Origin of the sequence: Nostocoides japonicum T1-X7 (assembly GCF_001046855.1) — a bacterium.
GTDB lineage: Bacteria > Actinomycetota > Actinomycetes > Actinomycetales > Dermatophilaceae > Nostocoides > Nostocoides japonicum.
In genome coordinates this window covers 2,825,424-2,838,772 of the sequence record NZ_HF570958.1, presented here as the reverse complement: position 1 = coordinate 2,838,772, position 13,349 = coordinate 2,825,424, and the positions used below count along the sequence as shown (strand labels likewise).

Annotated in this window: 11 protein-coding genes and 1 pseudogene; 4 read left to right on the top strand and 8 right to left on the bottom strand. The window is 71.7% G+C overall.

Translation table 11 applies throughout. From position 1 onward, the window contains the following. Positions 1-889: pseudogene (locus BN12_RS25200) on the bottom strand (hypothetical protein); the annotation flags it as partial. 236 nt (positions 890-1,125) lie between these two features. On the opposite strand from BN12_RS25200, the gene ccrA reads away from it, so the two are divergent. Together ccrA and BN12_RS12665 are read left to right on the top strand one after the other, a co-directional pair. Then, complete coding sequence (gene ccrA / locus BN12_RS12670; protein WP_048552949.1) at positions 1,126-2,466, top strand: crotonyl-CoA carboxylase/reductase; 1,341 nt, start codon at positions 1,126-1,128, stop codon at positions 2,464-2,466. 69 nt (positions 2,467-2,535) lie between these two features. Beyond that, a complete protein-coding gene (locus BN12_RS12665) occupies positions 2,536-3,795 on the top strand; it encodes an AI-2E family transporter (RefSeq protein ID WP_048552948.1) in 1,260 nt (419 codons plus the stop codon). On the opposite strand, the gene BN12_RS12660 is transcribed toward BN12_RS12665, so the two are convergent. From BN12_RS12660 to BN12_RS12635, 6 genes are all read right to left on the bottom strand, one after another. Next, on the bottom strand, positions 3,792-4,091 hold the full coding sequence (locus BN12_RS12660; RefSeq protein ID WP_048552946.1) for a hypothetical protein: 300 nt from the start codon (positions 4,089-4,091) through the stop codon (positions 3,792-3,794). The genes BN12_RS12665 and BN12_RS12660 overlap by 4 nt on opposite strands. Before the next feature lie 32 nt (positions 4,092-4,123). Then, positions 4,124-5,902, bottom strand: a complete 1,779-nt coding sequence (locus BN12_RS12655; protein ID WP_048552945.1) for a 3-hydroxyacyl-CoA dehydrogenase family protein — start codon at positions 5,900-5,902, stop codon at positions 4,124-4,126. A 270-nt stretch (positions 5,903-6,172) separates the two neighbouring features. Beyond that, positions 6,173-6,760, bottom strand: coding sequence for a MarR family winged helix-turn-helix transcriptional regulator (locus BN12_RS12650; RefSeq protein WP_048552942.1), 588 nt, complete (start codon positions 6,758-6,760; stop codon positions 6,173-6,175). Then, a complete protein-coding gene (locus BN12_RS12645) occupies positions 6,757-8,523 on the bottom strand; it encodes an MFS transporter (protein WP_048552940.1) in 1,767 nt (588 codons plus the stop codon). Before BN12_RS12645 ends, BN12_RS12650 begins: the two co-directional genes overlap by 4 nt. A 409-nt stretch (positions 8,524-8,932) precedes the next feature. Beyond that, on the bottom strand, positions 8,933-9,742 hold the full coding sequence (locus tag BN12_RS12640; protein ID WP_048552938.1) for an ABC transporter permease: 810 nt from the start codon (positions 9,740-9,742) through the stop codon (positions 8,933-8,935). Beyond that, positions 9,739-10,635 carry an ABC transporter ATP-binding protein gene (locus BN12_RS12635; protein WP_083454626.1) on the bottom strand — a complete coding sequence of 299 codons (897 nt, stop codon included), beginning with the start codon at positions 10,633-10,635 and terminating at the stop codon, positions 9,739-9,741. The genes BN12_RS12640 and BN12_RS12635 overlap by 4 nt, the downstream gene beginning before the upstream one ends. A gap of 139 nt (positions 10,636-10,774) precedes the next feature. Between BN12_RS12635 and BN12_RS12630 the strand changes: the two genes are divergently transcribed. Further along, positions 10,775-11,959 carry a sensor histidine kinase gene (locus BN12_RS12630; RefSeq protein ID WP_048552933.1) on the top strand — a complete coding sequence of 395 codons (1,185 nt, stop codon included), beginning with the start codon at positions 10,775-10,777 and terminating at the stop codon, positions 11,957-11,959. Then, positions 11,938-12,621, top strand: coding sequence for a response regulator (locus BN12_RS12625; RefSeq protein WP_048552932.1), 684 nt, complete (start codon positions 11,938-11,940; stop codon positions 12,619-12,621). The genes BN12_RS12630 and BN12_RS12625 overlap by 22 nt, the downstream gene beginning before the upstream one ends. Positions 12,622-12,764: 143 nt before the next feature. Here the strand turns inward: BN12_RS12625 and BN12_RS12620 are convergent, their stop codons facing one another. After that, positions 12,765-13,169 (bottom strand): hypothetical protein, encoded by a 405-nt coding sequence (locus BN12_RS12620; RefSeq protein WP_048552931.1) that lies wholly within the window; start codon positions 13,167-13,169, stop codon positions 12,765-12,767. Positions 13,170-13,349 lie beyond the last annotated feature (180 nt).

Sequence of the window (13,349 nt, the reverse complement as noted above, 5' to 3'; positions counted from 1 at the left end):
CCCCACAAACCCCCACCCCCCCCACCGCCCCCAGCCGCGCCGCGGCCCCGCGCGCCTCCGTCGCCCGCCGCGGGTCGCCGAGTCGGGCGAAGAGTCGTGCCGCACCGTCGAGCCCGGCGACCATCGGCGCGACCTCGCCGAGAGACACCTGGGACTGGGCCATCTCCCAGTAGTCCGGGGTGACCGGCGGCAGCTGGGTCCCGCCGTCGGTGAGGTGGAGGAGGTGGGCGAGGCTGCGCTCCGCCATCGTCACGAGCGTCGCGTCGAGGCCGACGGGCGTCGCCCCGGAGGGCCGCAGATCACGGGCGCGCACGGCCGCGGACGCCGGGCCGACGGCATACGGGTCGTCGTCGGAGAGCTCCCCCATCGACCAGAGGACCCAGCCGGCGGCGTCGGCCTGGCGCGGCCGCCGGTCGGGGACGCCGGATCCGTCGAGCCGGTAGCGGGCGGCGAACCCGCCGTCACGCTGCTGCATCCGGGCGAGGAACCCGAGCGCCGAGAGAGCGTCCTCGCGATGTCCGGACCGGTCCAGCGCCACGGCGACGAACGCCGTGTCGCGCGGCCAGTCGTAGCGCCAGCTGCCCGAGGGCCCCGCGGCGACCGCTCCGTCGGGAGCGCTGAGCCGGTGCAGGTCCAAGAGCGCGGCGCGGACCATCGGCTCGTAGGCCGTGTCGGCCCCGGGCACGCTTCCCGCCGCGAGCCAGGCGAGGGTGTCGGCGTTCGTCCGGCCCTTCTGCGCGTCGGACGCGACGTACCAGTCCGGGGTCCCGAGGAGGCCGGGCGTCCCTCGTCCGTTGCCGAAGGATGGCGACCGCACCGCGACGACGGTGAGGAGCGCGACGACGACGGCGAGCGACGTGAGGACCGTGCGCCGACTGCGGATCGCCATCGTCAGCCCCCTTCCCGGACGTCGCGATCGACCGTGGGACCTTCTCATCCTGCCAGCCCGCCCGGGGGTCCCGTGGCGGTATGCCGGGCATCGCGCGGGCCCGCTGCCGGACCGGCGTGAGCCGGGTCTCATGGAGGACGCTGCGGGAGTGACCAGTCAGTAGGTTCGGGCCAGCGCACCGATGCCGTGGGGCCAGGCCCCGACGACCGCACCGCCCGAAGGAGTAGTCCACGACCATGGAGCACATCCGCGACGCCATCCTGTCCGGCGACCGGAGCCCGGAGACGTATGCCGGGATCGAGATCCCGCGGACCTACCGGGGCGCGACCGTCCACAAGGACGAGGTCGCGATGTTCGAGGGGATTCCGACGAAGGAGAAGGACCCCCGCCGGTCCCTCCACGTCGACGACGTCCCGGTCCCCGAGCTCGCGCCGGGTGAGGCCCTCGTCGCCGTCATGGCGAGCGCCATCAACTACAACACGGTGTGGACGAGCATCTTCGAGCCGCTGCCGACCTTCGGCTTCCTCGAGCGCTACGGCCGCACGAGCGAGTTCGCCAAGCGCCACGACCTGCCCTACCACGTCGTCGGCTCCGACCTCGCCGGCGTCGTCCTCCGGGTCGGCCCGGGCGTCACGAAGTGGAAGCCCGGCACCGAGGTGGTCGCCCACTGCCTGTCGGTCGAGCTCGAGGACGCCGACGGTCACAACGACACGATGCTCGACCCGCAGCAGCGGATCTGGGGGTTCGAGACCAACTTCGGCGGGCTCGCGGAGCTCGCCGTCGTCAAGGCCAACCAGCTCATGCCCAAGCCCGCGCACCTGACGTGGGAGGAGGCGGCCTCCCCCGGCCTCGTCAACAGCACGGCATACCGGCAGCTCGTCTCCAAGAACGGTGCGGCGATGAAGCTCGGCGACCGCGTCCTCATCTGGGGCGCCTCCGGAGGACTCGGCTCGTATGCGACGCAGATGGCGCTGGCCGGGGGCGCCACCCCCGTGTGCGTCGTGTCGAGCCCGGAGAAGGCCGCCATCTGCCACGCCATGGGTGCCGAGCTCGTCATCGACCGGACGGCCGAGGGCTACCGGTTCTGGAACGAGGAGGGCACGAGGCAGGATCCCAAGGAGTGGCAGCGGCTCGGCAAGCGGATCCGCGAGCTGACCGGCGGCTACGACGTCGACATCGTCTTCGAGCACCCCGGCCGGGAGACGTTCGGCGCGAGCGTCTACGTCGCCCGCAAGGGCGGCACGATCGTCACCTGCGCCTCGACGAGCGGGTTCATGCACGAGTACGACAACCGGTACCTCTGGATGAACCTCAAGCGCATCGTCTCCAGCCATTTCGCGAACTACCGCGAGGCGTGGGAGGCCAACGAGCTCATCAACCGGGGGCTCATCCACCCGACGCTGTCGAAGACCTACGCCCTCGAGGACGTCGGCCAGGCCGCGCTCGACGTGCACCGCAACGCCCACCAGGGCAAGGTCGGCGTCCTCACCCTCGCTCCGCGGCCCGGCCTCGGGGTGACCGACCCCGAGAAGCGGACCCGCTTCGAGGAGGCCATCAACCGGTTCGCGAACGTCTGAGCACGCCACCCGTCGTGGGTGACCCGTGCGCCGGGTGCCCGCGGCTAGGGTGTGCCGCGGAGGTGGCACATGTTCGAGACATGGCGCGAGTTCCGGGTCCGGCAGCGGGCCCGGCTCGGGGCGCGTGAGGACGACACGACCGACCCGACCCCGCCTCGGACCGGCGACGCGGACGCGGCGACCCGACCCGCCGGAGAGGACGTGGTGGCGGAGATCGAGCAGACGGGTGAGGTGGCGACCGATGTCGTGGGGGCCCCACGCCCGACGCGTTTCGGCACGCCCGGGCAGCCGCTGAACCGCCGGTCGCCCTTCTACATGGGCTTCGTCGGTGCCATCGGCGTCGTCATCGCGGTCGGGCTGTGGCACCTGCTCGGCAACCTGCGCACGATCATGACGATCGTGCTCGTCGCGACGTTCCTCGCCCTCGCTCTCGACCCGATCGTCGGCTGGCTGACCCGTCGTGGGCTCGGCCGCGGGCCGTCGGTGGCGATCGTCTCCCTCGGGCTCCTCGGGATCATCGCCGTCCTCGCGTTCGTCGTCGTCCCGCCGGTCGTCTCCCAGGCCGTCAGCCTCGTCCAGGCGGCCCCCGACTACGTGCAGAAGCTCATGAACTCGCCGTGGGTCCAGAAGCTCAACGACGAGTACGGCGCCCTGGACAGCCTCGAGAAGGAGCTGAAGAAGCACGCGACGGATTCGAGCGTCATCGGCGGGCTCTTCGGCGGCATCCTCGGTGCCGGCAAGGCCGTCGTCGGGGGCGTCTTCCAGGTCTTCACCATCACCGTCGTGACGCTCTACCTGCTCTCCTCCCTCCCCAAGGTCAAGGGCGCCATGTACGCCCTCGTGCCGATGAGCCGCCGGCCCCGGTTCACCTCGCTGTCGGAGGAGATCCTCCGCCGGGTCGGCGCCTACGCCCTCGGTCAGGTCGCCGTCGCGTCGGTGAACGGGGTCCTCTCGTTCGTCATGATGACGATCGTCGGCATCCCGTATGCCGCGATCCTCGCCGTCGTCGTCGGTCTGCTCGGGCTCATCCCGATGGTCGGCGCCACCCTCGGCGCGGTCATCGTCTGCATCGTCGCCGCGTTCACCGACATCACCTACGCCGTCATCGCCGCGGTCTACTACATCGCCTACCAGCAGTTCGAGAACTACGTCGTCGCGCCCCGCGTCATGCAGCGCACCGTGTCCGTCCCCGGCCTCGTGACGGTCATCGCCGCGATGATCGGCGGGGCCCTCATGGGGGTTCTCGGCGCCCTCATCGCCATCCCCGTCGCCGCGGGCATCATCCTCATCTACCAGGAGGTCGTCGTCCCGCGGCAGAACGCCAACTAGCGGATCGACCCTCGCGCGTGCCACCGGCCGCGGGCGTTCCAGCACGAGGTATGCCAGTGCCTCCGGTCGCCGACGCCCCCCACGCCGTCCGCGGGCCACACGACGACGTGCGGCGTGCCCGGCGCGATGTCCTGGGAGCAGCCGGGGCACAGCCGGGTCCGCCCTCCGCCGCCATCGGACACCCCGGAGACGCGCCGCACCGACCAGCTGCGGCCGTCCCACTCCTGCGTCGTCGGCCCGACGCGGTCGAGGGCGATGGGCCGCTCGTCGCGACGGCGGCGGTTGGCGCGTGGCATACCGCCAGTATCGGCGATCCTGCGTGGGCCGCTCAGGTGTAGGTGCGGAACCCGCGGCCCGTCTTGCGCCCGAGGTACCCGGCCGTCACGAGGTGCTCGAGCAGTGGCGTCGGAGCGAACCCGCGCTCGCGGAACTCGATGTAGAGCTCGCGCTCGATGGCGAGCGACACGTCGAGGCCGACGACGTCGAGCAGCTCGAAGGGGCCCATGGGCAGCCCGCAGCCGGTCTTCATCGCGGTGTCGATGTCGTCGGCGGTCGCGTAGTTCGCCTCGAGCATCTTGACGGCGTCGTTGAGGTAGGGGAAGAGGAGGGCGTTGACGATGAAACCGGCTCGGTCCCCGCACGTCACCGCGTGCTTGCCGACGCGGGCGCAGACCTCCTGGGCGGTCGCGACGACGTCGGGTGCCGTCGCCACGGTGTGGACGACCTCGACGAGCGCCATGACCTGGGCGGGGTTGAAGAAGTGGAGCCCGACGACGTCCTGCGGCTGCGAGGTGGCGGCCGCACAGTCGACGACCGGCAGCGACGAGGTCGTCGTCGCGAGGATGGCGCCGGGCCGGCAGATCTCGTCGAGGTTCTCGAAGAGGGCCCGCTTGACGTCGAGGTCCTCGACGACGGCCTCGACGACGAGGTCGACGTCGGCGAGGTCGTCGAGGGCGGTCGTGCCCCGCACGTGGGCCAGTGCCGCTCCCCTGGCCTCCTCGGTCAGCTTGCCGCGCTGGACCGCCTTCTCCAGGGACCGCTCGATGGCGGCCCGGACCGCGTCGACCTTGCTCTGGGCGCGAGCGACATAGGTGACCGCGATCCCGGCCTTGGCGAAGACCTCGACGATCCCCGTCGCCATCGTCCCCGAGCCGACGACGCCGACGGTGCGCACGTCGCGGTAGACGACGTCGGCCTGCCCCGCGTCGGCCGGCGTCAGCGCGTCGGGGACGACCTCGGAGCTGCCCGGCGCGGCATACGTGTAGAAGCCGCGACCGCTCTTGCGACCCTTGAGGCCGGCGCTGACCATCTGCTTGATGATGGGGGTCGGGGCGTGGAGCCGGTCGCGGCCCTGCTTGTACATCGTGTCGAGGATCTCGTATGCCGTGTCGAGGCCGATGAGGTCCATCAGGGCCAGGGGCCCCATCGGGTAGCCGCAGCCCAGGCGCATCGCGGCGTCGATGTCCTCGCGGCTCGCATACCGGCTCTCGAACATCGACACGGCGTGGTTGAGGTAGCCGAAGAGCAGCGCGTTGGCGATGAAGCCGGCCTTGTCGCCGACGACGACGGGCTGCTTGCCGAGGCGCTGGGCCAGCGTCTTGACGTCCTCGAAGACCTCGTCCTCGGTGACGACCGTGCGGACGACCTCGACGAACTGCAGCACGGGCGCGGGGTTGAAGAAGTGCATGCCGACGACCCGCTTGGGGTTGCTCGTCGCGACGGCGATCTCGGTCACCGGGAGGGAGGAGGTGTTCGTCGCGAGGATCGCGTCGGGTCCGACGATCGCGTCGACCTTGGCGAAGATCTCCTTCTTCAGCTCCAGCTTCTCCGGGACCGCCTCGACGACGAGCTCGCAGCCGCCGAGGTCGTCGAGGGACGCGGTGAAGGTCACGCGCCCGAGGAGGTCGGCCTGCGCCTCCGGGGTCATCTTGCCGCGGCTGACCGCCCGGCCCGTCGACTGCTCGAGGTGTCCGCGCCCGACGGCGACCGCCGGCTCGTCGACCTCGACGGCCACGACCTCGATCCCGTTGCGGGCGAAGACCTCGACGATCCCGGCGCCCATTGTGCCGAGACCGATGACACCGACCTTGGTGAACTCACGAGCCATGCGAGGGAGTCTGGCAGAGGTGGGCCGGGCCGTCTCCGCCCGGGCGACGTGAGCCGCCTCACGAGCAGCGCTCCCCTCGCACCGCACGTGCCGACGCCTCCTCTTCGCACGTGCCGAGTTGTTGTCGTCTGTCTGCGAGATCCGGGACATCGACTCGGCACGTGCGGGGTTGTCGTGGCGCCGAGCCGCCGGTCCGAGCGCAAGGCTCCTCGTGGGGAAGCTGGTGCGAGCCAGGGCTGCGGCTCGCTTCCCCAGAAGGAGTCGACCCGCTCAGGAGGACTGCAGCCGGCGGTCGGCCAGGCCGCGCAGGACGGGCACGGCGGAGGCGATCGCCGCGCGATCCGACTCCGACAGGGCCGCGAGGTCCTCGCTCAACAGCTGGGTACCCTGACAGCGCACCTCGTCGAGCAGCCGGATCCCCTCCGGCGTGAGGCTCACGAGCCGGGCCCGCTGGTCGTCCTGGTCGACCTCGCGGGACGCCCAGCCGGAGTCGAGAAGGATCTCCACGAGGCGGGTCATGCTCGCCGGCGACAGGCCGAGCTGGCTCGCGAGATCACCTTGGCGGATCCCGTCGGGCTGGAAGCGGAGGGCATACAGGGCCGCGAGCCGGCTCGGCGTGATGCCCTCCCTCGTGGCCGGCCTCCGGAGGTGGTATGCGAGCCGGTTGACCTCGACCCGCAGCCTCCCCGCGAGGTCGGCGACCTCGGGCGTCACGCCACCCTCCTGCCCTGGACCGTCCGCCTCCTGCTGCCGGTCGCCACCGGTCACGGGCGTCGCGTCACTCGTCTCGGGTGCGACGCCACTCTCCGCGGGCATCGCGTCGACGGTCCGGTCGGCGACCACCTTGGCGGCACTCACGACGCGCTCGTCTCGATCTCGGCGTCGGCCCGCGACCGCGCGGCCAGCGCCTCCTCGGAGTGCTCCTCGTGGACGTACTGCTTCCCGCGCATCCACGACGCGGCCGCGGCGACGAGGCAGGCGAGGATCGCGAACCCGAAGGCGACGGCGAGCCCGTCGTGGAACGGCCCGGAGATGAGCGAGGGGAAGAAGGAGTGCCCCGAGAGGTATGCCGCGTCCTGTGCCGGCAGCCGGTGGAGGGTGTCCGCGCCGAGGAGCGACTCGATGGGGTTGTACCCGAGGAGCGAGGCGAACAGGACCGCGACGGGCGGCAGCGCCGCGATGGCCTGGGCCTGGTGGGCGGGCACACCGTGCGCCGTGAGCCCGGCAGCCAGCGAGCCGGGGAGCGATCCGGCGAGCCCGATGATCATGAGCGAGAAGAAGATCCCGATGGACAGGACCATCGCGGTGTTCTGGAACGTCGTCGACATGCCGGCGCCCACACCCCGGCGGATGGCCGGCAGCGCGTTCATGATGCCGGCGCGGTTCGGCGAGGCGAACAGGCCCATGCCGAGTCCGTTGAGCAGGAGGGCGCCGCCGAACGTCAGGTAGGAGAAGTCGACGGGCAGCTTGAGCAGCCAGACGAAGCTGAGGGCGGCGATGATCATGCCACCGGTCGCGAAGGGCCGGGCACCGTAGCGGTCCGACAGCCAGCCGGACACCGGGCCGGCGATGAGGAACCCGGCGGTCATCGGCAGCATGAAGATGCCGGCCCACAGCGGCGTGCTCTCGAAGGAGTAGCCGTGCCGGGGCAGCCAGATGCCCTGGAGCCAGATGATGAGGACGAACATGAGGCCGCCGCGGCCCAGGCCCGAGAGCAGGCTCGCGATGTTGCCGGCCGTGAAGGCGCGGATCTTGAACAGGTCGATGTGGAACATCGGGTGCGCGACCTTCGTCTCGACCCAGCAGAAGAGCGCGAGGAGGGCGACACCGCCGATGAGTGCCGTGAGGACCCACGGGTTCGTCCAACCCATGATGCGGTCGCCGTAGGGCTGGATGCCGTAGTTGATGCCGGTGAGGAGGGCGACGAGGCCGATGCCGAAGGTGAGGTTGCCCCACCAGTCGATCCGTCCGGGGCGGCGGACGCCGTCGTCGTGGAGCTTGACGTAGGCCCACACGGTGCCGAACAGGCTGATCGGCACCGAGACGAGGAAGACGAGCCGCCAGTGGATCGGGGCGAGGACGCCGCCGATGACGAGGCCGAGGAAGGACCCGGCGATGCCCGCGACCATGTTGAGGCCGAGGGCCAGACCGCGCTGGTTGGAGGGGAAGACGTCGGTGATGATCGCGCTGGAGTTGGCCATGAGGAGCGCGCCCCCGACGCCTTGGAGGACACGCATGACGATGAGCCAGATGGCGCCGCTGCTGCCCGTCATCCACGTCACCGACAGGGCGATCGAGAAGATCGTGAAGATGGCGAAGCCGGCGTTGTACATCCGGACCCGGCCGTACATGTCACCGAGCCGGCCGAAGCTGACGACGAGCACCGCCGTCACGATGAGGTAGCCCATGATGAGCCACAGGAGGAAGCTCGTGTTGCCCGGGTCGAGCGGGTTGACCCGCAGCCCGCGGAAGATGTCCGGGAGGGCGATGAGCAGGATCGAGGAGTTGATCGTCGCGACGAGCACCCCGAGCGTGGTGTTGGAGAGCACCACCCAGCGGTAGCGGGGCGAGTCGGCGCGCGTGGGTGTGGGGGGTGTGGGAAGCGTGGCAGTCGTCGTCATTTGTTTCAAGTGTACTAACTAATCTCGCAGACGGCGCCACCTTCCACCCGATCGGGGCCTGTGCACCACCCCGCCTGTCGACCGGTGGCCATCTGGCGCCCGATCGTGGCCTGTGTACCACCACTCTGGCCATCTGGCACCCGATCGGGGCTTCTGCACCACCACCCTGGCCATCTGGCACCCGATCGGGGCCTGTGCACCACCCCGCCTGTCGACCGGTGGCCATCTGGCACCCGATCGGGGCTTCCGCACCACCCGCCCCGCGGCCCGCGGCATACCGAAGCCGCCTCCCGGCTCCACGACAGGAGGTCACCTCACCCGACACCTGGCGTCGGGTGAGGTGACCGGTACCCGTGGAACCCGGCAGAGGGCCCGCGGGGGATGCCGACTCGGGAGGTGAGGTCCCCTGCTACTTCACCTCTCGCGTCAGCACCCGCCACACCCCGATGGCCATCGGGATGCCGATCCAGAGCGCGGCCGACGTCGCGAGGTGCGCCCAGTCGTCGCCGTGCATGTGTCCACTCGTCAGCGGGTCGGTGACCCGGCTGAGGTCGAGCCAGTTGGCGGCCTTGTCGAGCCACGAGATGAGGCCCGTCGCGACGGACCACACGGTCGGCAGCACGAGGGAGACGACGATCGCGACCGCCGTGTTGAGGAAGGCGAACCCGAAGGCCACGCCCTGGAGGACGTAGAGGACGAGCGTGAGGACGAGGCCGAACCCGACGCCGGCCCCGAGGTGCCACCCGTCGTCCGCGCCGTGGGCGACCTGGGCGACGAGCTGTGCGGCAGCGGACGCGACGAAGGCGACGGCGATGAGCGCGAGCCCGAGGATCGTCGCAGCGACGAGCTTCGCGACGACGACCCGTCCCCTGCGCGGCTCGAGGGTGAAGGTGACCAGACCGGTCCGTTGGCTCCACTCCGACGTCCCCGCCATGATCCCGACGATGGGCAGCAGGAGGACGAGGACGAGGGCGTTGAGCTGGAGGAAGGACTGGAGGGTGAAGTCCGAGACGTCACCCCAGATGAGGACGGCGGTCACGACGACGACGCAGATCGCGCCGATGACGATGAGCATCCACAGTCCTGCGCGGGTGTCGACCATCTTGCGGAGCTCGACGAGGGCGAGCCGGCGGAAGGGCACACCGGGGCCGCGGACGGAGCCCTCGGGCTCCGCATACGGGTCCGGCGTCGAGATCGTCCGGTCGGTGGCGGTCGTCATGCGGCGCTCCCTTCACGAGCGTGTGCGGCGGTGAGCTGGAGGAACATCTCCTCCAGCCCCTCCGAGCCGCTCGTGCGCAGCTCGGTGAGGACGATGCGGGCGTCGAGGGCGACCCGGCCCACCTGCTCGGGGGTCGCCTCGGCGACGAGGACGGTGCCGTCGTGCCGCACCCCGAACCCCGCCGCGGACAGTGCGGCGTGGAGCGCCGTGTCGTCGAGGGAGCGCACCCGGGTGCCGTGGCTGTCGAGCAGCTCCTCCTTCGAGCCGATGGCGACGATGCGGCCGTTCCCAATCATGACGAGCTCGTCGGCGATGATCTGGACCTCGTGGAGGAGGTGGGAGGACAGCAGGACGGTCCCGCCCTGGTCGGCGAACCCGCGCAGCAGGCCACGCATCCAGTGGATGCCCTGCGGGTCCAGGCCGTTGGCCGGCTCGTCGAGGATGAGGACCTGCGGGTCGCCCATGAGGGCCGAGGCGAGCCCGAGCCGCTGGCGCATCCCGAGGGAGTAGTTCCGCACGCGTCGTCCCGCCTCCTTGGACGTGAGGCCGACCCGGTCGAGGGAGGCGTCGACGGCCGCGCGCCCGACGCCCATCTGGATGGCGGCGAGGCGGAGCACCTCGCGGCCGGTCCGGCCCGGGTGCTGCGCGGAGGCGTCGAGCATGACGCCGACGTGTCGGCCGGGGTTCGGCAGCTGCTTGTACGGGCGGCCGAGGACGAGGGCGCGACCGGCCGTCGGTGGCGTGAGGCCGGTCATCATCCGCATCGCCGTCGACTTGCCGGCGCCGTTGGGCCCGAGGAACCCGGTGACCGACCCCGGACGCGCGACGAACGAGACGTCGTTGACGGCGACGAGGTCGCCGTAGCGCTTCGTGAGGTTCTCGATGACGATCATGGCTCCAGCCTCGCGTCGACACGGGTGGTCCCGCATCGGCCCGAGGTCTGCCTCACCCCCGACCTTGGTCTACGTCTCGTGCCGGCGACCGCGCCCTCCGACCGATGTCCAGGGTCCCTCGCGCTCCTACGCTGGTCGTATGCCGTCCGCCGCACCGAGCGCGCCCGCCCCCCGCGGCCGCTGGGGCGTCGCCTGGCGGTCCGTGATCGGCGCGGCCCTCGGGGGTCTCGTCTGGTCGGAGTATGCGGCGTCAGCCGGCTCGAGCGGGGACCTCGCCCAGTTCTGGCTCGTCGTCGTCGATCCCGTCGTCGGCGTCGTGACCCTCGTCGCCACCCTCGTCTGGGTCCGCCGGCACCCGCTCGCCGTCGGCCTCCTCACCGCCCTCGCGTCCTGCGTCTCGGCGACGGCTGCCGGCGGCGCGACGATCGCGCTCGGGTCGGTCGCGACCCGGCGTCGCTGGCCGGAGATCCTCCTCGTCGCGGCGGCGAACATCGGCGCCGGATTCGCCCTCGACGCCGTCCACCCGAACTCGACCGACCAGAGCCCGTGGTGGGTCGCGGTCATCATCGGCATCCTCGTCACTGCCGTCATCGTCGCCGTCGGCGTCGCCGTCGGTCAGCGGCGCGAGCTGCTCGCGGGGCTCCGGGAGCGGGCGGAGACGGCCGAGCGCGAGCAGGCCGCCCGGGAGGAGGCCGCTCGCGTCGGGGAGCGCAACCGGATCGCCCGCGAGATGCACGACGTCCTCGCCCACCGGATCTCGCTCGTCGCGATGCACGCCGGGGCCCTCGGCTTCCGCACCGACCTCACCCGTGAGGAGCAGGCGACGGCCGCTCGCACCATCGAGGAGAACGCCCATCTCGCTCTCCAGGAGCTGCGCGACGTCCTCGGGGTCCTCCGCGAGCCGACCTCGGCGGGGCTCACCCCGGAGCGTCCCCAGCCGCTTCTCGGCGATGTGCCGGACCTCGTCGCCGAGGCACGCGGAGCCGGTATGCGGGTCGAGCTCGCCGACCGCGTCACCGGGACGCCCCCCGCGACGGTGTCGAGGACCGCATACCGGGTCGTCCAGGAGGGTCTCACCAACGCTCGCAAGCACGCCCCCGACACCCGGGTGTCGGTCCGCCTGGCCGGCGACCCCGACGAGGGCCTCACCATCCGGGTGACGAACCCGACGTCGGTCCGGGTCGGAGGCACCGGTATGCCGGGAGCCGGGGTCGGCCTGCTCGGTCTCGGCGAGCGGGTGAGCCGGCTCGGCGGCCGGATCAGCCACGGTCCGGGGAGCGGCGGCGGCTACGAGCTGTCGGTATGGCTACCGTGGTCGACGTGACCGAGGCCGCCCCGATCCGGATCGTCATCGTCGACGACGACCCCATGGTGCGGACCGGCCTGTCGATGATCCTCGGCGGCGACCCTGCGCTGTCGATCGTCGGCGAGGCCGCGGACGGGGAGGAGGCACTGTCTCTCGTCCAGCGCGTGGAGACCGACGTCGTCCTCATGGACATCCGGATGCCCGTCCGCGACGGCCTGTCGGCCACCGCGGAGCTGCTGCGCCGGGAGGACCCGCCGCGGGTCATCGTCCTCACGACCTTCGACACCGACGACATGGTCCTGCGGGCCCTGCGGATCGGCGCGAGCGGCTTCCTCCTCAAGGACACCCCGCCGGCCCGGCTCGTCGAGGCCGTCCGGTCCGTCGCCGCGGGTGACCCCATGCTCTCGCCACAGATCACCGCGCAGCTCATCGCCGCCGTCCGCGATGTCGACGACGCGCCGGACGACGGTCGATCCGAGGCCCGCGAACGGCTCGCGAGCCTCACCGAGCGCGAGCTCGAGGTGGCGCGGGCCGTCGGCCGGGGTCTGTCGAACGCGGAGATCGCCGCCGAGCTCTACATGTCGGTCGCCACGGTCAAGGCGCACGTCGGCCGGGTCCTCACCAAGCTCGGGGCCGACAACCGGGTCCAGGTCGCCCTCCTCGTCCACGACGCCGGCTGACGGTGCGGGCGGGCGTCACCGGCGACGGCATCATGCCCCGCCGGCCCTCGCGGACGGGTCGCCGGCCGGGAGTCGATGTGGGGAAGGCGCCCGGCGCCCTGACACCGATCGCCTTCCCCACGCGGAGGAGCTGTCGCGAGCGGTCACCAGCCGTGGCCGGCGCCGATGAGACGGGTCTCCATCTCGAAGCGCTGCATCTTCGAGAGCCCCGCGACCCCGCCGGGCTCGGGCAGGTCGAGCGCCCGGCAGTAGTCGCGCAGGACGTAGTCGTAGGCGAGGGTGCACGACGCGAGGCGCTCGGCCTTGTTCGGCTGGTTGCCGGCCTCGATCCGGCGGAGGTCCTCGGCGATGCGGCGCAGCTCCATGCCGAGGAGGATCGGCGGCAGGGGTGGCGGCTTGGGCCGCCGGGCCTCCCGGTATGCCTCGAACCGCTCGACGGGTCGTCGCAGGAGGCGGGGCGGCACGCCGGTGACGAACCACCGGAACACTCCGGTCAGGGTGCACAACAGCAGGACGAACGCCGCGCCGTTGGCGACCAGTCCAGCCATGCCTCTCACCTCTCCGCCCCTCAAGTGTGCGCCGTCCTCCGGACCGCGGCAATGGCTGAGCCGGACGCCGCCCGCCCTCCGCCGCGTGCCCGCCGGCGTTCCCGACGGCCGTCCGCTCGGGGCATCCGGGTTCCGCCCGCCGGTCACCGGGCGACGGCTCGGGCGTCGCGGCGCCGGTCG